Source organism: Lysinibacillus sp. HST-98 (assembly GCF_016757845.1).
In the GTDB taxonomy this organism is placed as follows: Bacteria; Bacillota; Bacilli; order Bacillales_A; family Planococcaceae; genus Lysinibacillus; species Lysinibacillus capsici.
In genome coordinates, this window is sequence record NZ_JAENHX010000004.1 from 182,001 (window position 1) to 202,868 (window position 20,868).

The 20,868-nt window shown below is 37.6% G+C and carries 20 protein-coding genes; all 20 read right to left on the reverse strand.

All coding sequences use genetic code 11. The features are described from left to right. Nucleotides 1-418: 418 nt before the first annotated feature. The gene (gene wecB / locus JIN86_RS11750) at nucleotides 419-1,540 is read right to left on the reverse strand and encodes a non-hydrolyzing UDP-N-acetylglucosamine 2-epimerase (RefSeq protein ID WP_004269471.1); all 1,122 of its coding nucleotides are present in this window, start codon (nucleotides 1,538-1,540) and stop codon (nucleotides 419-421) included. A gap of 157 nt (nucleotides 1,541-1,697) precedes the next feature. Next, nucleotides 1,698-2,327 carry a uracil phosphoribosyltransferase gene (upp, locus tag JIN86_RS11755; RefSeq protein ID WP_004269470.1) on the reverse strand — a complete coding sequence of 210 codons (630 nt, stop codon included), beginning with the start codon at nucleotides 2,325-2,327 and terminating at the stop codon, nucleotides 1,698-1,700. A gap of 124 nt (nucleotides 2,328-2,451) precedes the next feature. Then, nucleotides 2,452-4,608: an EAL domain-containing protein gene (locus JIN86_RS11760; protein WP_202342013.1), complete on the reverse strand. Its 2,157-nt coding sequence runs from the start codon at nucleotides 4,606-4,608 to the stop codon at nucleotides 2,452-2,454. A gap of 285 nt (nucleotides 4,609-4,893) precedes the next feature. Continuing rightward, complete coding sequence (gene glyA, locus JIN86_RS11765; RefSeq protein ID WP_004269468.1) at nucleotides 4,894-6,135, reverse strand: serine hydroxymethyltransferase; 1,242 nt, start codon at nucleotides 6,133-6,135, stop codon at nucleotides 4,894-4,896. Between the two features lie 54 nt (nucleotides 6,136-6,189). Next, entirely contained in the window at nucleotides 6,190-6,732 is a 543-nt protein-coding gene (locus JIN86_RS11770; RefSeq protein WP_004269467.1) for a TIGR01440 family protein, read from the reverse strand. A gap of 86 nt (nucleotides 6,733-6,818) precedes the next feature. Beyond that, the gene (gene rpiB / locus JIN86_RS11775) at nucleotides 6,819-7,256 is read right to left on the reverse strand and encodes a ribose 5-phosphate isomerase B (RefSeq protein WP_004269466.1); all 438 of its coding nucleotides are present in this window, start codon (nucleotides 7,254-7,256) and stop codon (nucleotides 6,819-6,821) included. A 328-nt stretch (nucleotides 7,257-7,584) separates the two neighbouring features. After that, nucleotides 7,585-8,868: a methyl-accepting chemotaxis protein gene (locus JIN86_RS11780; protein WP_004269465.1), complete on the reverse strand. Its 1,284-nt coding sequence runs from the start codon at nucleotides 8,866-8,868 to the stop codon at nucleotides 7,585-7,587. Between the two features lie 8 nt (nucleotides 8,869-8,876). Then, nucleotides 8,877-9,317 (reverse strand): low molecular weight protein arginine phosphatase, encoded by a 441-nt coding sequence (locus tag JIN86_RS11785; protein WP_202342014.1) that lies wholly within the window; start codon nucleotides 9,315-9,317, stop codon nucleotides 8,877-8,879. Nucleotides 9,318-9,339: 22 nt separating this feature from the next. Next, entirely contained in the window at nucleotides 9,340-9,837 is a 498-nt protein-coding gene (locus tag JIN86_RS11790; protein WP_004269463.1) for a manganese efflux pump MntP, read from the reverse strand. Nucleotides 9,838-10,006: 169 nt separating this feature from the next. Beyond that, nucleotides 10,007-11,041: an L-threonylcarbamoyladenylate synthase gene (locus JIN86_RS11795; protein WP_004269462.1), complete on the reverse strand. Its 1,035-nt coding sequence runs from the start codon at nucleotides 11,039-11,041 to the stop codon at nucleotides 10,007-10,009. Nucleotides 11,042-11,142: 101 nt separating this feature from the next. Then, nucleotides 11,143-11,730, reverse strand: a complete 588-nt coding sequence (locus JIN86_RS11800) for a stage II sporulation protein R (RefSeq protein ID WP_004269461.1) — start codon at nucleotides 11,728-11,730, stop codon at nucleotides 11,143-11,145. A gap of 44 nt (nucleotides 11,731-11,774) precedes the next feature. Further along, complete coding sequence (gene prmC / locus JIN86_RS11805) at nucleotides 11,775-12,635, reverse strand: peptide chain release factor N(5)-glutamine methyltransferase (RefSeq protein WP_202342015.1); 861 nt, start codon at nucleotides 12,633-12,635, stop codon at nucleotides 11,775-11,777. Continuing rightward, nucleotides 12,622-13,698, reverse strand: coding sequence for a peptide chain release factor 1 (gene prfA / locus JIN86_RS11810; RefSeq protein WP_004269459.1), 1,077 nt, complete (start codon nucleotides 13,696-13,698; stop codon nucleotides 12,622-12,624). The genes prmC and prfA overlap by 14 nt, the downstream gene beginning before the upstream one ends. Before the next feature lie 173 nt (nucleotides 13,699-13,871). Continuing rightward, on the reverse strand, nucleotides 13,872-14,444 hold the full coding sequence (locus JIN86_RS11815) for a thymidine kinase (protein ID WP_004269458.1): 573 nt from the start codon (nucleotides 14,442-14,444) through the stop codon (nucleotides 13,872-13,874). 116 nt (nucleotides 14,445-14,560) lie between these two features. After that, nucleotides 14,561-14,764, reverse strand: coding sequence for a 50S ribosomal protein L31 (rpmE, locus tag JIN86_RS11820; protein WP_004269457.1), 204 nt, complete (start codon nucleotides 14,762-14,764; stop codon nucleotides 14,561-14,563). Nucleotides 14,765-14,967: 203 nt separating this feature from the next. Further along, nucleotides 14,968-16,017 (reverse strand): NAD(P)/FAD-dependent oxidoreductase, encoded by a 1,050-nt coding sequence (locus JIN86_RS11825; protein WP_004269456.1) that lies wholly within the window; start codon nucleotides 16,015-16,017, stop codon nucleotides 14,968-14,970. A 123-nt stretch (nucleotides 16,018-16,140) separates the two neighbouring features. Next, nucleotides 16,141-17,175, reverse strand: a complete 1,035-nt coding sequence (locus JIN86_RS11830) for a FecCD family ABC transporter permease (RefSeq protein ID WP_004269455.1) — start codon at nucleotides 17,173-17,175, stop codon at nucleotides 16,141-16,143. Further along, nucleotides 17,172-18,224, reverse strand: a complete 1,053-nt coding sequence (locus JIN86_RS11835) for a FecCD family ABC transporter permease (RefSeq protein WP_004269454.1) — start codon at nucleotides 18,222-18,224, stop codon at nucleotides 17,172-17,174. Before JIN86_RS11835 ends, JIN86_RS11830 begins: the two co-directional genes overlap by 4 nt. Nucleotides 18,225-18,256: 32 nt before the next feature. Then, nucleotides 18,257-19,051, reverse strand: a complete 795-nt coding sequence (locus tag JIN86_RS11840; protein WP_004269453.1) for an ABC transporter ATP-binding protein — start codon at nucleotides 19,049-19,051, stop codon at nucleotides 18,257-18,259. Nucleotides 19,052-19,088: 37 nt separating this feature from the next. Beyond that, complete coding sequence (locus tag JIN86_RS11845) at nucleotides 19,089-20,813, reverse strand: ABC transporter ATP-binding protein (RefSeq protein WP_009371945.1); 1,725 nt, start codon at nucleotides 20,811-20,813, stop codon at nucleotides 19,089-19,091. Between the last annotated feature and the right edge of the window lie 55 nt (nucleotides 20,814-20,868).

Genomic DNA, 20,868 nt, shown 5'->3' on the forward strand with positions numbered 1-20,868 from the left:
TTCAATTACAGGTGTAAATGCCCAAAAAAATAACTTACACCCCTTACCGACTCGGTAAAAACCGAAACGCACAAAACGTTGCAAATCGACAGTCTTATTTTGAACTGTCAATTTAGTAGAAAGTTGATATAACAAGTGTTTCAACGTCCTATTTATGAACAGAAACCCTTATCATTCTTACCCTTTGTAAGCATACAATAGGAGATATTTGAAGTCAATTGGTAAAGGAGAAAAACTTCACAGCCTCTATACTCTTGTCAAATTGTTGACAAATTTGTGTATGAAATTTCATAGTTTCAAAATTTCTCAACCTTCTCATGCATAAAAAAAGCTAATTTACGACAAGATTATGCTCGTAAATTAGCTTACCCATTTCAACAGGTACATTAGACTTATTTTTAATATAAAATATAGTATATTAATTAGTTTTTTGTAAAAATCCTAGCAATGCTTCAACAATACGCTTAGATGCATGTCCATCCCCATATGGATTTGACGCTTTAGCCATTGCTTCATAGGCATTATTATCTGTTAGTAATTCCTTTGCTAAGGCGTAAATTGTTTCTTCTTCTGTTCCTGCTAGCTTTAATGTTCCTGCTGCAATCCCCTCTGGGCGTTCTGTCGTATCTCTAAGAACCAGCACTGGCTTCCCTAATGAAGGTGCCTCTTCTTGTACACCGCCCGAATCCGTTAAGATCATATATGAATTTGCCGCAAAGTTATGGAAATCAAATACTTCAAGAGGCTCAATTAAATGCACTCGTTTATTATTCCCTAAAATTTCATTAGCGATTTCTCTTACAGCCGGATTCATATGAACTGGATAAACAACTTGAACATCCTCATGTTCTGCCAGTATTCTTGTGATCGCTTTAAACATATGGCGCATTGGTTCACCAAGATTTTCGCGACGATGTGCCGTTAATAAAATCATGCGGTCCTCGCCAATTTTATCTAGTACAGGATGCGTGTAGTGTTCACTGACTGTTGTTGCTAATGCATCTATTGCTGTATTACCTGTAACAAAAATCGTCGCTGGATTTTTATTCTCATCTAAAAGATTCTTTTTAGATACTTCAGTTGGCGCAAAATGTAAATCTGCCATCACGCCTGTTAGTTGGCGATTCATTTCCTCTGGATATGGTGAATATTTGTTCCATGTTCGCAGTCCCGCTTCTACATGTCCTATAGCAATTTGGTTATAGAACGCAGCGAGACTTGCAATGAAAGTCGTTGCTGTATCGCCATGTACCAAAACGATATCTGGTTGTGCTTCCTTCATTACTTTATCTAAACCCTGTAATGCATTTGTCGTTACATCAATTAATGTTTGGCGATCCTTCATTATATTTAAGTCATAGTTTGGTGTAATACTAAACGTCTCTAATACTTGATCGAGCATTTGGCGATGCTGTGCTGTTACAGTTACAATAGATTCTATTTGCTTAGGATACTTTTGTAACTCCAAAACAAGAGGAGCCATTTTAATTGCTTCTGGTCTTGTACCAAAAATCGTCATTACTTTCCATTTTTTTGTCAAAGCGATCTGCACCGTCCTTTTTGTTATTGTATGGTAAGGTCCAGCTCCTGTCGATAAGAGATTACTTACTTACACATACTATGAAACGCCCTTCAATTTGAAGGACGCTTTCACAAGTTATTAGTTTCCTAAATGAGGAAATTTCATGTATGGATGTTTATTTTGTACCGAATAGACGGTCTCCGGCATCACCTAAGCCTGGTACAATATAACCATGGTCATTTAATTTTTCATCAAGTGCAGCAATGTAAATATCTACATCCGAATGTTCTTCTTGAATAGCTTTTACACCCTCTGGTGCAGCGATTAAGCACATGAATTTAATGTTTTTAGCTCCACGTTTTTTCAGTGAATGAATTGCCTCCACTGCAGAACCACCAGTTGCAAGCATTGGATCTACAATGATGAAATCACGTTCTTCAACATCTGCAGGAAGTTTTGCGTAATATTCAACTGGTTTTAATGTTTCTGGATCACGATAAAGACCAATATGACCAACTTTTGCAGCAGGGATAAGCTTTAATACACCATCTACCATACCGATACCTGCACGTAGAATCGGTACGATTGCAAGTTTTTTACCAGAAAGTACTTTTGTTTTTGCGATTGTTACAGGTGTTTCAATTTCAATTTCCTCTACTGGCATATCACGTGTAATTTCAAATGCCATTAGTGTTGCCACTTCGTCTACTAACTCACGAAATTCTTTTGTTCCTGTATTCTTGTCGCGAATATAAGTTAATTTGTGTTGGATTAGTGGATGATCAAATACATAGACTTTGCTCAAAGGGATTCTCTCCTCACCGTTCGGATTCATTTTTATCTCAACTAGTATAACAGAAAAAAGGAGTCGCCTCAAAAATAAATTTAGGCGAACTCCATTTGTCATCTATTCTTTTGTCAAAACTATGTTACTGATCAAGGATGATATCTAATTGTTCAATTGGCATTGGCTTGAAATAGAAGTATCCTTGTCCTACTGTGCATCCTAGCGCACGTAGAATCTCAACCTGTTCCTCTGTCTCTATGCCCTCTGCCACTGAAATCATTCCTAAATTTAATGCTAACTGAATGATAGAGCGAACAATAGCCAGTGTTGCTGGATCTTCTATAGCATTGATGAAGCTACGATCAATCTTTAGTTCAGCAAACGGTAGTTGTTGCAAATAGCTTAACGAAGAAAAGCCTGTGCCAAAATCATCTACGGATGTTTTAAAGCCATAGCTCTTTAGCTCTTGAATGATCTTATAGGCTGATTGAAAATCTACTAAACCAATATTTTCTGTCACCTCTAAGATAATATAGCTAGGGTCAATATTATACTTCCGCACAAGTTTCAGTGTATCCTGAACAAAGTGCGTGTAGTAAAAATGATCCGGTGAAATATTAACTGCTATTTTCACTAATTTCTTTCCTAGGCGTTGTCGTTCTGAAAGCCATGAGAGTACCGTCTCTAAAATAAGCACATCAATTTCTCGAACCTTACCAGCACTCTCTGCTACTGGAATAAAGACCGCTGGTGAAACAAAACCCAATTTTGGGGAAATCCACCTTGCAAGTGCTTCGATACTTTGAATATCCCCATTGCGTAAATCTACTTTAGGCTGTAAGTGGACTGTTATTTCTTTATTTTTGATGGCTTCTGACAAATGATTTAAGACTGTCATCTTCTGTACAAGCACATCATTTTTCTCTGTTGTAAATATTTCAGTATGTGTACCTGGCCTATCGATTGCAAAGGATAACGCATTATCTGCAAAACGAATCGCATCATTAATATTAATGTCATCACTATAGGAAGCAATTCCTGTTTTTAATGTAATATAGATTTGCTTTCCTCCTATAATAAAAGGTTGGCGAATCGTTTCTTTTATTCTCATCTCATAATCATGTAAATCTTCATGAAGTGACATTGTAGTCATAATCAAACTAGAGCTTGTAAATCTAGCAACATACTCAATACTCTCTGACTTGTCTTGCTCAAGACGTTTGGCAAGTTGTCTTAAAAGTTCGTCACCAATTTCACGACCATACAATTCAACTACTTGATGAAATTCACTCGGTTTTAATATTTTAATAAAGCCGCTTTGACCCTGCTGAACTTCTCTTTCAATCGTATTAACAAAGCTGTGACGATTAGGTAGACCTGTTGTAATGTCTGTATAGGCTAAATCCCAAATTTTTTTCTGCGTCCTTGCATATGAATAAGCCAATGCAACAAGAGCACCAATTTTTCGAAACATATTTTTAAGCATTTGGTCACTTTGTGTTTTTTGGCTAAATATCGAGAAAACACCTATTACTTGCCGCTGTTGATTACGTATAGGGATAAACCATCCATGCGGCTTTTTAGCTAGCGAAGCATATTGCTTATGTTCTTCAGGAATATTCACTCCATCTAAATTCTCTATGAAAGTAGAGGTTTCTGATTGCATGACCTTATTAAAGAAATCATTGTTTGCACAACATCTTGGTACGCTCTTTGTTTGATTATCTCCTATGAAAACTTGTAATTGGTTTACTTCTGTTTTTATGAGCACCATACTCGCAATATTTGGCATAAAAAATCCATCGAGACCTTGACAAATAAGCTTCATCTTTTGCTCGAAAGTAAACTCCTTCTCAATTGCCCTGTACATATCATTTTCTAAACGCATTAAGAAGTCTTCCGTATGATAATATGTAACATCCTTCACAAATACTAAAACAAATTGCGTTATATTTGCCTCATTGCAAAATGGTAATGCTTGTATTTCTGCCCAAAAGGGAGGTTTATCGATGCCATTATGATATAGCTTCGCCTGCACCATTATGCCGTTATGTATTTTTTCTTTAATCATTTCAATGGTTGTCTTTTTTTCATCCATTGATAGCCATGAAAAATAATCAGTATTGAGAATTTGTGAACGTGCTGCATTAGTAAGCATACAAAAAGAATCATTACACTCTACTATGCAATGATGCTTCGTCGCATCAAAAATAACGTAGCTTTCTTTCGAATTATTCCCTAATTTGCGAATGCTGTTTAATAATACATCATAATCTGTGTTTAACGATTTAGTGACCATCTAACCCCTCCTTTTCTATCCCTTCATCTCATTTCCATTGTACATAAAATTTAATTAAATTTTCACTTTTATTAAAAAAAACTTCTTTTCTAGGACACTATCTGTCCTCTGCCTACTATAATATATCCCTTTATACCGTTTTTATGTAAATTTATTCAAAAATAAGGGGATTATTCTACTTTATTAGAAAAAAGATGTTTTTTACAGTTTAATCCTCTATTTCCAAAATAAAAAGCTGTATTTAAAGTAAATTTTGTACTTTAAACACAGCTATTATTCTACTGATTATACATATAATGGATGTTTATCAGTTAACGCCTTCACACGATCTTTTGCATCTGCTTTAACTGCTTCATCTTCAGGGCTTTTAAGAACAGCTGCTATAATTGCTCCTACTTCTTTCATATCTTCCTCTTTAAAGCCACGAGAAGTGACCGCTGGAGTACCAATACGAATTCCAGAAGTGACAAATGGAGATTCAGTATCGTAAGGGATTGTATTTTTATTTGTTGTAATACCTACTTCATCTAGAGCGTGCTCTGCTACTTTCCCTGTTAAACCAAGAGATTTAACATTTAGCAGTAATAAATGGTTATCTGTACCACCAGAAACAATTTCAACACCCTCAGCAATTAATACTTCTGCTAAAGCCTTTGCATTGGCTTTAATTTGTTTTGCATAGTCTTTAAATTCTGGTTGTAAAGCTTCTCCAAATGCTACAGCTTTTGCAGCGATAACATGCATTAATGGGCCACCTTGAATGCCTGGGAATACAGATTTATTTAGTTTTTGCTCCCATTCTTTTGAAGCAAGAATTAATCCACCACGTGGTCCACGTAATGTTTTATGTGTAGTTGATGTAACAAAATCAGCATATGGCACTGGTGATTGATGTTCGCCAGCAGCTACAAGTCCAGCAATGTGTGCCATATCCACCATGAAATAGGCTCCGACTTCGTCTGCAATTTCACGGAATTTAGAGAAGTCAATTTCACGTGGATAAGCAGATGCACCTGCAACAATCAGTTTCGGTTTATGCTCTAAAGCTTTTTGTCGTACATCTTCATAATCAATCACTTGTGTATCTTGTGTTACACCATACTCTACAAAATTATATAGAACACCAGAGAAGTTTACTGGAGAACCATGTGTTAAGTGACCACCATGTGAAAGGTTCATACCAAGAACTGTGTCACCTGGTTCTAGAATCGTATGGTAAACAGCCATGTTTGCTTGTGCACCTGAGTGTGGTTGTACATTTGCATATTCTGCTCCGAAGAGTTCTTTTACACGATCACGTGCAATATCTTCTACTACGTCTACATGCTCACAGCCACCATAATAGCGTTTACCAGGATAACCTTCAGCGTATTTATTTGTCAGTACTGATCCTTGCGCTTCCATCACTGCTTCGGAAACAAAGTTTTCGGATGCAATCAATTCAATATTTGCTTGCTGACGAGTTTTTTCTGCAAGAATTCCATCTAATACTGCTTTGTCTTGTACTGCTAATTTTTCATATGCCATGTTTGAAAAAGCCTCCTAAAGTATCGTTATTCATCTCTACCACTAGGGTGGTAATTATTTATATACTGCACGTTCTCCGCCAATTAGCTTAGGACGTGTTGTTGCAATCGTCACAACAGCTTCTCCTACCATTTTTACCGATGTTCGAACAGGTACAGCTACTGCTTTCAAATGCATACCGATTAATGTTTGTCCAATATCAATACCTGCATGTGCCTGTATTGTTTCAACAATCACTGGATTATCAAATTGCGTATAGGCATATGCTGACATTGAGCCGCCTGCCGTACGTACTGGGACAACTGCTACTGGATCATAGCCAAATTTTTCAGCTGTTGATGCTTCCATAGTAATGGCTCGATTTATATGCTCACAACCTTGGAATGCTAAAAGCAATTGATGCTTTGCTGCAAATTCTTGTAGCGGCTCAAAAATGGCTTCTGCTATCTCCAATGCTCCCGCTGTGCCAATTTTCTGACCAATCACTTCAGATGTAGAGCACCCTACTACAAAAATTGTATGGGGTTGTAATGTTACCTGCTCTTCAAATTCACTGAGTAACTGAGTCAAATGTGTTCGTATTTGTTTTACCACCATTAAGCTCAGCTCCTTCATCTATATCCATTAAAATCATGCCATATATGACATCCTATACGAATGCCATATATGGAATAACAAAACTACTATTGCTCTAGTTCAGTAATTTTTTCAATACGGCGTACATGGCGGCCACCTTCAAAATCGGTTTCTAGCCATGCTTGTACGATTTCACGTGCAAGGCCAGGGCCAATTACACGTTCGCCCATTGCTAAAATATTTGAATCATTATGGCAACGCGTTGCCTTGGCACTAAATACATCGTGTACTAATGCACAACGTATGCCCTTGACTTTATTAGCGGCAATGGACATACCAATTCCTGTGCCACAAATTAAAATGCCTTTATCAAATTCTCCGTTAGCAACACCCTCAGATACAGGTTTTGCATAGTCTGGATAGTCTACTGAATCCGCAGATTGTGGACCAAAATCTTCGTAGCTAATTTGAAGTTCATCTAATAGCTGCATAATCTCACGACGTAAGTTATTGCCTCCGTGATCAGAAGAAATTGCTATTCTCACTGGGTTCCCTCTTTTCGAATTATAGTCAACCTTAGTGTACCACTTCTTTCTGAAGAATAACACGATTTTTCTTGTATTTTTACGTTGATTTTTCCCGAAAGACGAACATTAATTGTATATTAACACAAAAACATTCACTTTTAAATCTATTTTTTTGTGGATAATGTGAATATCATGTTAATAAGTTCGGATAATGGTCTTTTGTTGTAATATTCCATCTTCTGAAGTTTTTTTAGCTTTTTACTTACAGTGGACATAAATTGTCCTTTAATAAAAAAGGTGATACATAAATCCGATTTTTCATAGGATTTATGTATCACCTTCAGGACTACGCTTGTCTATCAAATTGTTGAATCATTTTATGCAATGCTTCTGATTGCTTTTTCAAACTTTGAGCCAGATGCTCGACTTGTTCAATTGCATAGGCTTGCTCTTCAGCTGCACTACGAACTTCCTGTGCACCTGCTGACGTTTGTTCCGCAATGGCAGCAACTTCTTGTGATTGTCTAGCTGTCGTTTCAATATTATGCATTTGCTGTTCGATTAAAGAAGAAATTTCAACAATTGATGTTGCCATTTCATGTACATTAGAAGCCATATTTTCTACTGCTGTCGTTGTTTCAGAAACTCGATCGGCTTCCTTTGTTGCAAAGGCAACTTGCTCGTTCATTTGTTTCACAACTACTTCTACGTTTTGCTGCATGGTTTGAATTAAAGCTGTAATTCCTTGCACTGCTTTTGCGCTTTCATCAGCCAAACCACGGACTTCTTCAGCTACTACTGCAAAGCCCTTTCCATGTTCTCCTGCACGAGCAGCTTCTATAGAGGCGTTTAGTGCCAACAGATTGGTTTGTGCTGCAATATCACCAACTAAGCTAATTATTCGTTCTACCTGTCCAGCATTCTCTTCTAGCGCATGAATGCTTTTTAATGCCTCATTATTGCCTGTCGCAATTTGTTGTATACTATTCACTAATGTTTCAATGGCTTTTGTTGTTGTCGATAAATTATGTAGAATCTCTTTAGTTTGTGATGCTGATGCCTCTGCCCTACTATTTACCTCTGTTGCAAGCGTTCTTACATCTTCAATCGCTTCAGCAGTATCTTGTACAGCTGTCGCAGATGCTTCTGCTCCTGTAGAAATATGCTTTACGGTAGACGCAATGCCTTCTGCCTTTCTTGTTGCCACTCCTGCTTCATCTGAAAGCTGGATAATCGATTGATTCGTTTGTTGGAAGTTATGATCAATACTTTCCACCATTTGACGTAAGTTTAACACCATTTGTTGGAATGCCTCTGCAACAGATCGAATCTCATCATTTGTATTAGGCATTTGTACATCCTGTCCTATTTTTCCTTCCGCCACAAGTGTTGCTGAATGCTCAAGCTGCTGTAAAGGCTTGATGAGGATTACACTTAAAAAGGCAGCTAATATCCCTGACCAAGTTATGCCTAACGCATACGTAATCACTTCAAAAACTTTACGATTTGTGTCAGGGAAGAAGGTAGGTTGTAAAAACTCAATGAATATAAAGCTGACACTGTAGGTGATTAGTGCAAGAACACTAACAAATAACACCAATTTTAGTCGTAAACCAAATTGTTTTTTCATAGGACCCCTCAATTCATTTCTAGTTTTTGTGTTAATTGATCGACCAGTTCTTTTAATTCTGTAAATGTTGCTTCGTAAATTGCGCTATTACCACCATAAGGGTCCACTACATTTTCTAAACTGCCCTCATTTGTATACTCTTTCAATGTAAATACTTTATGCTCAGCTTCTGGATAATTGGAAATGACGGTATCTTTGTGAGCAGTCGTCATCGTTAAAACTAAGTCTGCCCATGCCATTTCAGCTTGTGATAATTGCGTCGCAAAATGTTCATGGGACATTTGGGCTTCATTTAACACTTGTTGTGCATGTGCTGACATTTGTGCATTAGGCATCGCATAAATACCCGCTGAGCGCACTTCTACATTGTTTAAATGTTTATGTTTTAAAATAGCTTCTGCCATCGGACTGCGACAAGTATTGCCTGTACAAACAAATAATATTTTCACACTTATCACTCTCCAATTTTATCTATTGTTGAATAGCTAGAATACTCATGATTATAAATATCATGCCAGCAACTACTTGAATTTTATTGCCAAAAAAGACTTGGCTTCTACGTGCTATAACTAATGACCCATAAGCACAAATTAATGCACTTAAGCCTGCACTCATAATAAAAATCGTTTTTTCTAAGTTAAGCATACCAAAAGAAACACTAACTGAAAAGGTGTCTAGGCTTGCAGTCACAGCTAAAAGTACAGGTGAAATCGTTACTTTTTCATCTCTGTGAGAAAATAATAATAAATGCATACCAATACAAAATAATAAAATACTTGAAATCCATTGTCCCCATTCTAATAGAAATCGAACTAAATAATTTCCTAATTCAAATCCTAATAAAGGAAAAAGCATATGTAATGCAGCCGTCCATAATGATAAAAATAATCGATATCTAACATTTGGCAGCAAAACATATAGACCAATCACATCAACAGACGTTAATATACCTGCAAGAATTCCCTGCAAGAATGCACTCCTTCGCTCCCTAATATTTTATCATTTTATGCTCGAAAATACATTATTATCATAACTGTTTACTATTGTTTTTCATTTTTAACATATACTAATTGGACAAAAAAAGACAAAAAACATGTGGTACTTCAATGTCTTTTGCCTATAATTGTTCAATTATTATTTACAATGAATACCATTTACCTCCAGAGGCTTTTTCAAGTCTATTCATAATAGCTGCACCTACTCCTTCTATCGAAGTAGTTGTTGCTAATATTACGGTAGCGGTAGTTTTATCACATGCTCTAAGTGCATTATATAAGGCCGCACCCATTTCTTCTTTACTTCCTGCTTCACCTATAGAGAAGTAAAAATCCACTTTAATTTCCTCAAAGTTCTCAGGTGCAAGTAGTGCTACACGATGTCCTTGTCTCTGTAAATGTAGAACAGCTTCGTTGACTTTCTCAACATCACAGTCTATTAAATACACGGGAGCATTTGGTGCATAATGCGTATATTTCATTCCCGGTGCCTTAGGCGTTGCGTCTAGCTTCTGTTCTATTTTAGTTGGTTGAATCACTGGGCCAATCTTAGCCTCAAGCATTTCCTTCGTAATGCCACCTGGACGTAAAATTACTGGAGGTTCATGTGTCACATCTAGTACAGTAGACTCAAGCCCTATGCCTGTAGAACCTCCATCTAAAATATAAGGTATGTACCCTTCTAAATCATCTAAAACATGAACGGCTTCTGTAGGACTTGGCTTTCCACTACGATTAGCGCTTGGTGCAGCAAGTGGTTTTTGGAGCTGTTGTAGTAAGGCGAGCGCTACTGGATGATCAGGCATTCGAATGCCTACTGTTGATAACCCAGCTGTGACACTTTTAGCTAAGACATTTGGCTTTGCTGGCATCACTAGTGTTAATGGGCCTGGCCAAAATAAATCCATACATTGTTTAGCTATGTCAGTAATATGGTCGATATAGATCGCTACTTCCTCTTTTGTACCAACGTGGACAATTAAAGGATTATCTGAAGGTCGACCTTTTGCTTCAAATATCTTTTTAACTGCCAGATCATTTGTGGCAATCGCTCCTAAGCCATAAACCGTCTCTGTTGGAAATGCGACTACCTCTCCTGCATTTAAGATATCCACAGCTTGTGTATAATTAATCTGACTATTCACATTACTGTCCACAACCTTACAAACAGTTTTCATGATTAATACCTACCTTCAATTATTCGTTTTTACTGAATTATCCACATATTGTTTATAACTTATTAAAAAATGTGTATAAGTTGTCTGAATTTGTGCACAATTCATTCAAAAAGTCCTTTTATCCATTCCCATATAAAGAATGTAACTTGTTCTTTTTCTTCTACTTCTTCTTTTACCTCTTCTTTATCAGGCTCACAGATCGATGGGAAGATACTGCACCACCAGTTATCTCCACGTGCATCACCAATCTTTACAACAATTGATTGATAGACATTTTGTGGATAAAGTACAGCACCTTGTCTTTTGGGTGGGAATAAATTATCCCCAACAACAACCTGTGTATCCAATTGTGGATAATTTTCACTCAGTTCAGCTTCAATTTGTTGTTTTAACGAAAGTATTTGCTCATTCCCAGCAAATCCAGCAGTACCTACTTGTAGAAAGTATGGCTTTAAATCTTGAACAAGCTGCTGTTTCTCTAGCTGATCTTGTGCAGTGTTACTGTTTGCAATAACACGTATACGAAAATCTTTTTCTTGCACATCAACGGAAGATTCCTTCGCCAAACCTACTAATGTTGGAATATATAAAACACATAACTGTAAAACAATCGCAATTAATACTAGTCTAGCAAAAGCTAGAAAGATATTTTGTTTAGGTAATCTAATAATCTTGTATTCGTTCAACATAAAAATCCCTCCTTGCTCAACATTGTTGGCAAGATTAAGAAACTTTATACATGTAGCTCACAAAAAATCATTCGAGGTTTACCATTAATATCCTTTTCTACTGAAACTGTCGCCTGCGGAAAACTATCTTGAAAGAATTTGGCTACTTTCTCCCCCTGTGTATAACCGATTTCTAATCCAATCAACGCTGGCCTATTCATATAAGCTGGTAATTGTTCAGCTAATTTTCTATATAACATAAGGCCATCTTCCTCTGCAAAGAGGGCGCTATGCGGCTCATGCTCTAGCACAACGCTTGACATTGCTTGTGCCTCATTAAATGCAATATACGGTGGGTTCGATAAAACAACATCAAATTTTTCTCCTGCAAGTGGAGCAGCTAAATCTCCCAATCTAAAATCAATATCTGCCTCTAATCGCTTTGCATTTTTTTGAGCAGTTGCTAGTGCAGCTTCTGATAAGTCGGTAGCTATGACCGTTAATGCTGGACATTCCAGCTTCATTGAAATAGCAATGGCTCCACTACCTGTACCGATATCAGCCAGCTTCAATGTTTGCTTTGTAAATAATTTAGGTAGTCGATTAATTGTTCCAAGTACCAATTCCTCTGTTTCAGGTCGTGGTATTAAGACAGATTCATCGACTAAGAATGAACGACCATAAAACTCCTCATACCCAACACAGTATTGGACAGGGCGTCCATTGGCATGTTCTTCTATAAGCTCAATAAATTTCATTTGCTGTGCTGCTGTTAATTCATCTTGCAAATGCAACATAACTTCTCCATAACTAGTACCAAGCACATGTTGCATAACAATCCGCGCTGCTGTTTGTTCACAACCATTATCCACTAAAAAAGAAGAAGCCCACTCAAGGGCCTCCATCACATTTTTATAAGTCATCATTTAAACGCTCTAACTTCGATGCTTGTTCTTCTAAAATAAGAGCATCGATAATCTCGTCTAGTCTGCCTTCAACGATTTGATCTAGCTTTTGAATCGTTAAGCCGATACGGTGGTCGGTTACGCGGTTTTGTGGATAATTGTATGTGCGAATTCGCTCAGAGCGATCACCAGATCCAACAGCTGATTTACGTGTAGCATCAATCTCTTTTTGCGCTTCCTGCATATACATATCTGCAACACGAGCACGAAGAATTTTCATTGCTTTTTCACGGTTTTTAATTTGTGAACGTTCATCCTGCATCGAAACCACAACACCTGTTGGTAAATGGGTCATACGAACAGCAGACATCGTTGTATTTACAGATTGACCACCCGCACCAGAAGATGCGAATGTATCTACACGGATATCTTTTTCATGGATTTCAACATCCACTTCCTCAACCTCAGGTAAGCAAGCAACTGTTGCTGTTGATGTATGAATTCGGCCTTGTGATTCTGTAGCAGGGACACGTTGTACACGATGTGCGCCATTTTCAAATTTGAATTTTGAATAGGCTCCTTGTCCATTAATCATAAAGATTACCTCTTTATAGCCACCCATTGGGTTTGGTGTAGCTTCCATAATATCAATTTTCCAGCCTTGTGTTTCTGCATAGCGAGAATACATACGGAACAAGTCACCTGCAAAAATATTAGCCTCGTCACCACCAGCTGCCCCACGGATTTCCATAATAACGTTTTTATTATCATTCGGATCTTTTGGAATTAATAAAATACGTAATCGCTCTTCTAGCTCTTCCTGCTGTGCTTTTAAAAGGTTAAATTCTTCCTTTACCATTTCGTGCATATCAGGATCTTTTTCGCTATCTAACATTTCTCGTGTATCTACTAGCTGTTCTTTCACACTTTTATATTCACGATAAGTATCTACTGTCTCTTGGATATCTGATTGTTCCTTAGAATATTCGCGTAATTTCTTACTATCATTAACAATATCCGGATCGCTCAAAAGCTCAGTAAGCCTTTCATAACGATCTTCCACTGCCTGTAATCGATCAAACATGGATTTCACCTCTATTTAGTTTTTTAAGTTGCTTCTTTTTAATAGAGAAGCCGCTTTCATCAAAATTACGCTAAGGCGTAATGGTTTTTTCATTTCTTATTTCCACTACTTAGTATAAGGAAATTTTCACATGTATGCTACTTTTTCTTAGCGCTGTAACAAGCTACTTAGCTTTAAAGCGGTGGATTTGCATGACATTTTCGGCAAACAGGGTAATACGAATCATTGCCACCGATTTGAATTTGATCTCCTGTGTAAACTGGCTTTCTACTTTCATCTACTCGCAAATTCATTGTTGCTTTTTTATGACAGAACCAGCAAATTGTTTTCATTTCCTCAATTTTATCTGCATATGTAAGCATGTACTGGCTACCTTCAAATAGCTCATTTTGAAAATCATTTTTTAAACCAAAGCCCATTACGGGTATGTCCAATTTATCTACAATGTTAGCTAGCTGTAAAACATGTGCTTTTTTTAGAAATTGAACTTCATCCACAAGCACACAATAAGGTTTGACAGCATTCGTTTTCACTATTTCAAAAATATTTGTATCTTCATAAACAGGAATGGCTTGTTGTCGTAAACCTACTCGACTGGAAACAAAACCCACATCATCACGCGTATCTAGACCTGAAGTAAACATCATTACAGGTTTTTGTTGTTCTTCATAATTATGGGCAACTTTTAGAATTTCTATTGACTTCCCACTATTCATTGCACCATGTTTAAAATATAGCTGTGCCATTTTGTCTTCTCCCTTTCTTTGTGTCAATCTGGATTTTGAAAAGACTTGCATCAACGTGTATTATTTACTGAAAAAAATACCTGCCAAGCGCATGCTTGGCAGGTATTAAACTAACATTAGTTTTTAAGACCGTATTTTTTGTTGAAACGATCCACGCGACCATCAGCAGACGCGAATTTTTGACGGCCAGTGTAGAATGGGTGACATTCGTTGCAGAACTCGACAACGATGTTTTCTTTTACTGAACCAGTTTTGAAAGTGTTCCCACAAGAGCAAGTTACTGTTGCTTCTTTGTAGTCTGGATGAATTCCTTGTTTCATATTCGTTTTCTCCTCTCGCCCTGAACCATCTGGAACAGAGTATTATCGAACTGTACCTTACATAGCCCGAATATGTCGACTACAAAATTTGTGTCGAAGTGGAACGTCAGCTACATATGTACACGTTGCATACTTTTGAAGTATAGCATAGGCATTTTATTATTTTCAAGTAAAAAATATTAAAAGCAAACTATCCCTAATACCTAACCTCGAACTTCACGATAATCATTGTCTATTAACCCAATTTTCTCATTTCGCTCTTTAAAGCGAATATTATGTGAAGATACATAGGCTACTTTCGGTGCATCTGGTTCCAAGTATAGTTTTGCACTATTTAATGCTAGTATTCCATCCGTAAATGCACCAGCTATTAGTCTAACTTTACTAGGATGATCAATAAAATCGCCAGCTCCATAGATACCTGCTACGTTCGTTTCCCGATTCTCATTAACAATCGCTACGCCATCCTGGATGTTTAATCCCCATTCTTCAAGCGCACCGTAATCACATTTTAAACCATGATTTACAATGACAGCATCTACCTTTACTCGTTCCATTTCATCGGTATCTTTATTGACAATGGATACATATTGAATTAAATCACCGTCCCCATGCAATTGAACGACCTCATAGGGCGTTTTTACATGAACTGAGGATTCTTTCATACGTAAGACATTTTTTTCATGTCCACCAAAATCATCTCTACGATGAACAATCGTGACGCTTGCGGCAATTGACTCTAGCTCGTTTGCCCAATCAACCGCTGAATTACCACCACCTGAAATCAACACATGCTTGTCTCGGAAGATTTCTAATTCCTGAACTGTATAATGCAAATTCGTTACTTCGTAGCGATCCGCTCCTTCAATTTCAAGCTTTTGCATAGAAAGGACGCCATAGCCTACTGCTAAAATAACCGTTTTGGAATAATGCTTTTCTCCTGTAGAGGATGTTAAAATAAATGTTCCATCCTGTTGCTTATCTAATTTTTCCACTTTTTGATTTAAGACTACCGTTGGATCAAAGGTTTCAGCTTGCTCCACAAGTTGTTTGATAAGCTGACCACCTAAAATAGGTGTTACTCCACCTACATCCCAAATCATTTTTTCAGGATATATTAACATACGACCACCTAGTTGTGAGCTATACTCGATAATTTTCGTTTTTAAATCTCGCATTCCACTATAGAAAGCAGTATAAAGCCCTGCTGGACCACCACCAACAATCGTTACATCATATAGTTCCTCTGACATTTCCTCTTCTCCATCCCCTTCTAATCTATTCAAACGTAAACTGTTTGACAAGAATTAATCTAATAACAGTCTATTCTTTCCTCTCATGACCATACTATTTACACACAAAGAAAAAAGTGCTATTTACTCTTTTAATCGTGCTAGTAAATACAAGAAATAGGGTGCTCCTAAAACTGCTACCACAATCCCTGCTGGAATTTCTGAAGGTTCTAAAATGGAACGACCAATTGTATCAGCCATTAACACTAAAAATCCTCCTAATAATGCTGCAGTTGGCAATAAAAACTGGTGTTTGGCCCCAACAAGCTGTCGAGCTAAGTGTGGCGCAACAAGTCCTACGAAACCAATACCACCACTTACAGAAACACTAGCTCCAGCCAAACCAACAGCAGCAGCCAACAACCAGCGTCGCTCTTTTTCAATCGAGGCACCTAGTCCTACTGCTGTTAATTCACCTAAATTCAATATGTTTAATACACGTGATTTTGAATAGACGAATGGCAATAAGATAACTAACCATGGTAATAACGACAGAACAAATCTCCAATTTGAGCCCCAAATGCTACCTGCTAACCATGTTGCTACAAATTGATAATTCTCTGGTGATAGACGTAGTGTTAGCACAATCATAGCCGAGCTAATCCCTGCTGCCACAGCTACCCCAGTTAAAATTAAACGCATTGGTGTAATCCCCTCATGGCGTCGATAAGAAAGTGAATAAATCAGTACAGCTGTCAAACCTGCTCCTACAAAAGCCAGTATCGGCAGTAAATAAACAGGTGCTGCTTTCGTAGTTGGAAAAAATGACACATAGAGCATAACGGCTAGACCGGCTCCCGCATTAATCCCTAGGATTCCTGGGTCTGCTAAGGCATTTTTAGAAATACCCTGTAAAATAGCGCCTGATATAGCTAAACCCATACCTACTAATACAGCAATCACAATTCTAGGAAGTCTGAATTCATATAAGATAAGCTGCTGTTGTGCGTCACCTTGACCAAAAAGAGTCCGAAGAACCTCTAATGGTGTCAGTTTAATGACACCTGTATTCATACTTATGACAAAGGTAATAACGATTAACACAATGAGCGTAGCAAGGATGGAAAAATTTTTCCTTTTCGCCTTCAGCTGACTTGGTGTTAAATAGCTGTTACTCATAGTTCTTTCCCTCCTTTTCGAGCTAAATAAAGGAAGAATGGTACTCCAATAAAGGCTATGAGCGCACCAATGGGTGTTTCATAAGGTGGATTAATAACACGTGCTACTAAATCAGCTAACACAACAAGCAATGCTCCATATACCAAGGAACAAATGATGATCCAGCGATAATCATGACCAACTATGTATCTGGTTAAATGAGGGATAATTAATCCTACAAAACCAACCGCACCGACAACAGAAACTGCTGCACCTGCTAAAACTAAAACAATGATCATTCCCCATACTTTAACCACAGCAGTACGTTGCCCTAGCCCGACTGCAATTTCTTCACCTAAGCTCAGTACGGTGATGGAACGCGATAGGATAAGAGCTCCTATCATTGCAACAAGTATCCATGGAGATAAGATTTGTAGATGGCTCCATTTTGTGCCCGAAACCCCACCCGCATACCAAAATGCGAGGTCTTGTCCGATACGAAAATAAAGAGCAATCCCTTCTCCGAGCGCTCCAAGTAATGCACTAACAGCAGCTCCTGCTAAAACTAGTCGCATAGGTGTTAAACCACCTTTAGAAAGCGAGCCAATACCATAAACGATGGCCACACCAAGACCTGCACCTACAAAGGACCATAAAATTAAATACATATAGGGTAGCCCAGGGAAAAAGGCAAAACATACGGCTAACATAAAGGCAGCTCCTGAGTTCAAGCCTAATAACCCTGAGTCAGCTAAAGGGTTACGTGTCATCCCCTGCATAATCGCACCCGCTACCGCGAAGCTTGCACCGACTAACGCTGCTCCAAGTACCCGTGGTAAGCGAATATCATGGATAATTTGATGTGTTGTTAATTCTGGTGAAAAATGGGTAACTGCGGTCCAAACAGTACCCAATGAAATATCTGCTGCACCAAAAGAAATTGATAAGCCAATGGCAACTATTAATCCAATTACTCCTACGATTAAAGCCACTACTCCACGGATCGGATGAGATCGCTTCTGTAGCTCTTCTAAATCGTGGAGCTCTCCTACTCCTGTCGACGTAGTCATTTTATTTCCTCCTCATAACTTCCAACTAGCTTTTATTTTTTCATATCGTACAACTGATAAGATAGGCAGATTGGATTTTCACTATAGGGACATACAGCCATTTCTGCATCGATATTAAATACCCTTTGTAAATTTTCTTTTGTCATCACTTCTTTTGGACTACCATTCACCATTAAATTGCCGTCTCTCATGGCCATCATAAAATGAGAGAACCGTGATGCATGATTTAAATCATGTAAAACCATGATAATTGTTCGTCCTTCTTCCTTATTTAGTTTTTGTAGCAACAATAAAATATCGAGCTGATGTGCTAAATCTAAATAAGTTGTTGGTTCATCCAGTACTAAAATATCCGTGCCTTGCGCCAATGCCATAGCTATCCATACTCTCTGACGCTGCCCACCTGATAATGCTTCGATTGGTCGATCACTAAATTCTCTTAGCCCCGTAACATCAATAGCCCAATGGATATATTCATAGTCTTCCTTTTGCAATGTACCAAACCCTACTTGATGAGGAAAACGACCATAGGAAACCAGTTCAAAAACCGTTAATCCTCCTGGTGCTGTTGCTGTTTGAGGTAAAATAGCCATTCTTTTGGCCACTTCTTTTGTTTTTAATTGATGTATAGCTTTGCCATCTAAATAGACAGCTCCATCTTGTGTGCGTAATACACGTGCAACAGCCTTTAATAAAGTAGACTTGCCACAACCATTAGGACCAATAATCGTGGAGATCTGGCCTTTCGGAATCTCCACACTTAAATCATTGACGATGAGCGCTGAGGAATAACCAATCGCAACATGATCTATTTCTAGTACTGACATTTTTAACTTCCTTTCATTTTTGAGAATGCTATTACTTTTACATTTGTAAACCAAATTGGGCTGTATACAAGCCATAGTAAGCATTTTGGCGTTCCATTAGTTGCTCATGTGTGCCTTCTTCAATAATGCCCTTTTTCGATACCACAACAATTCTGTCTGCATCCTTAATCGTTGCTAAACGGTGGGCAATCACTAATGTAGTACGACCGATAGAAAGCTCGTTTAAGGCTTGCTGGATAGCTTGTTCTGTTTCTGTATCCAATGCAGATGTTGCTTCATCTAGTATTAAGATTTTTGGATTTTTTAAGAAAATACGTGCAATTGATAATCTTTGTTTTTGTCCGCCTGATAATTTGACACCACGTTCACCAATGAGTGTATCCATCCCCTCTGGTAAAGCATTGATTACATCCGTCAATTGTGCTCGTTGTGCGGCATACCAAATATCTTCTTCACTGGCATTTAAATCACCATAGGCTATGTTTTCACGAATGGTACCATCGAATAAAAAGACATCTTGCTGGACAATCCCGATATGCGAACGTAAAGATTGCAGTTTAAAGTCTCGTATATCAACACTATCAATCTTAATGGAACCCTCATTCACCTCATAAAAACGTGGCAATAGGCTACAGATCGTAGATTTCCCTGCACCAGAAGGTCCTACTAAGGCAACCGTTTCACCAGGACGTACCTTTAAATTAATTTGATGTAAGGCACGATTATTGGCAGCGTAGCCAAACGATACATTAGAAAAAGTAATTTCACCATCAATTTCATCGATTGTTTTCGCTTCTGGACGGTCCGCAATTTCGGGCTCCGTTTCGAGGAATTCAATATAGCGCCTAAATCCTGCCATGCCCTTTGGATAGCTTTCTATAAACATATTGATTTTGTTAATTGGTCCTAAGAGAATACCTGAAAGTAAAATAAATGCGATAAAATCACCATTTGTTAAATGCCCATTTAATACAAAATAAGCCCCAACAAATAAAGTAAAGAGTGATAATACCTTCGTGAGTATGCCTGAAATTGCTTCATTCCAAGCCATTACTTTATAGGAAAAAAGCTTTGTCATACGGAATCTTTCATTATTTACTTTAAAGCGTTTAATTTCATGATCTTCATTTGTAAAAGCTTGTACAACACGAATACCACTTACATTGTTTTCAACACGCGCATTGAAATCTGCGATATCTCCAAACATTTGACGGAATGCCTTGGACATTAATTTTCCGAAAATAATGGTTAAGATTAAGATAATCGGTACAAGTAAGAAAATAAGAATCGTAAAGGTTGGATCAATATAGTACATGACACCAAATGTTCCAATAATCGTCATAGCTGCAATAAAGATATCCTCTGGACCGTGGTGAGCAAGTTCACCAATATCCATCAAATCATTTGTTAAACGAGAAACAAGATGCCCTGTTTTGTTGTTATCAAAATACCGAAAGGATAACTTTTGCACATGACTAAAGGATTCTTTTCTCATATCTGTTTCAATATTAATGCCCAGCATATGTCCCCAATACGAAACGATAAAATGTAGAATGGAGTTAAAAATATATAATGCAAACAGCAATAAGCTTGCCATAATAATCCACTTTAATTCCCCATCTGGCAGAATATCATCAATTACTTTATTTAAAACAATCGGAAACGCAAGCTCTATTAATGCCACTAATATGGCACAGCTAAAATCTAAAATAAATAAACCTTTATAGGGCTTATAATATGAAAAAAATCGCCGTAATAACATGGTGTAGCCTCCTATTGTGATCTCGTTTTACGTATCTATAAATGAGCTATCAACA

Excerpts from the sequence above, each read along its gene's own strand:
- prmC (WP_202342015.1), bottom strand. The coding sequence starts at position 12,635 with ATGATGACTTATAAAAATGTGATGGAGGCCCTTGAGTGGGCTTCTTCT.
- JIN86_RS11800 (WP_004269461.1), bottom strand. The coding sequence starts at position 11,730 with ATGTTGAACGAATACAAGATTATTAGATTACCTAAACAAAATATCTTT.
- prfA (WP_004269459.1), bottom strand. The coding sequence starts at position 13,698 with ATGTTTGATCGATTACAGGCAGTGGAAGATCGTTATGAAAGGCTTACT.
- JIN86_RS11760 (WP_202342013.1), bottom strand. The coding sequence starts at position 4,608 with ATGGTCACTAAATCGTTAAACACAGATTATGATGTATTATTAAACAGC.
- JIN86_RS11780 (WP_004269465.1), bottom strand. The coding sequence starts at position 8,868 with ATGAAAAAACAATTTGGTTTACGACTAAAATTGGTGTTATTTGTTAGT.
- JIN86_RS11845 (WP_009371945.1), bottom strand. The coding sequence starts at position 20,813 with ATGTTATTACGGCGATTTTTTTCATATTATAAGCCCTATAAAGGTTTA.
- JIN86_RS11825 (WP_004269456.1), bottom strand. The coding sequence starts at position 16,017 with ATGTCAGAGGAACTATATGATGTAACGATTGTTGGTGGTGGTCCAGCA.
- JIN86_RS11815 (WP_004269458.1), bottom strand. The coding sequence starts at position 14,444 with ATGGCACAGCTATATTTTAAACATGGTGCAATGAATAGTGGGAAGTCA.
- JIN86_RS11840 (WP_004269453.1), bottom strand. The coding sequence starts at position 19,051 with ATGTCAGTACTAGAAATAGATCATGTTGCGATTGGTTATTCCTCAGCG.
- JIN86_RS11835 (WP_004269454.1), bottom strand. The coding sequence starts at position 18,224 with ATGACTACGTCGACAGGAGTAGGAGAGCTCCACGATTTAGAAGAGCTA.
- JIN86_RS11770 (WP_004269467.1), bottom strand. The coding sequence starts at position 6,732 with ATGGTGGTAAAACAAATACGAACACATTTGACTCAGTTACTCAGTGAA.
- glyA (WP_004269468.1), bottom strand. The coding sequence starts at position 6,135 with ATGGCATATGAAAAATTAGCAGTACAAGACAAAGCAGTATTAGATGGA.
- JIN86_RS11830 (WP_004269455.1), bottom strand. The coding sequence starts at position 17,175 with ATGAGTAACAGCTATTTAACACCAAGTCAGCTGAAGGCGAAAAGGAAA.
- JIN86_RS11795 (WP_004269462.1), bottom strand. The coding sequence starts at position 11,041 with ATGAAAACTGTTTGTAAGGTTGTGGACAGTAATGTGAATAGTCAGATT.
- rpmE (WP_004269457.1), bottom strand. The coding sequence starts at position 14,764 with ATGAAACAAGGAATTCATCCAGACTACAAAGAAGCAACAGTAACTTGC.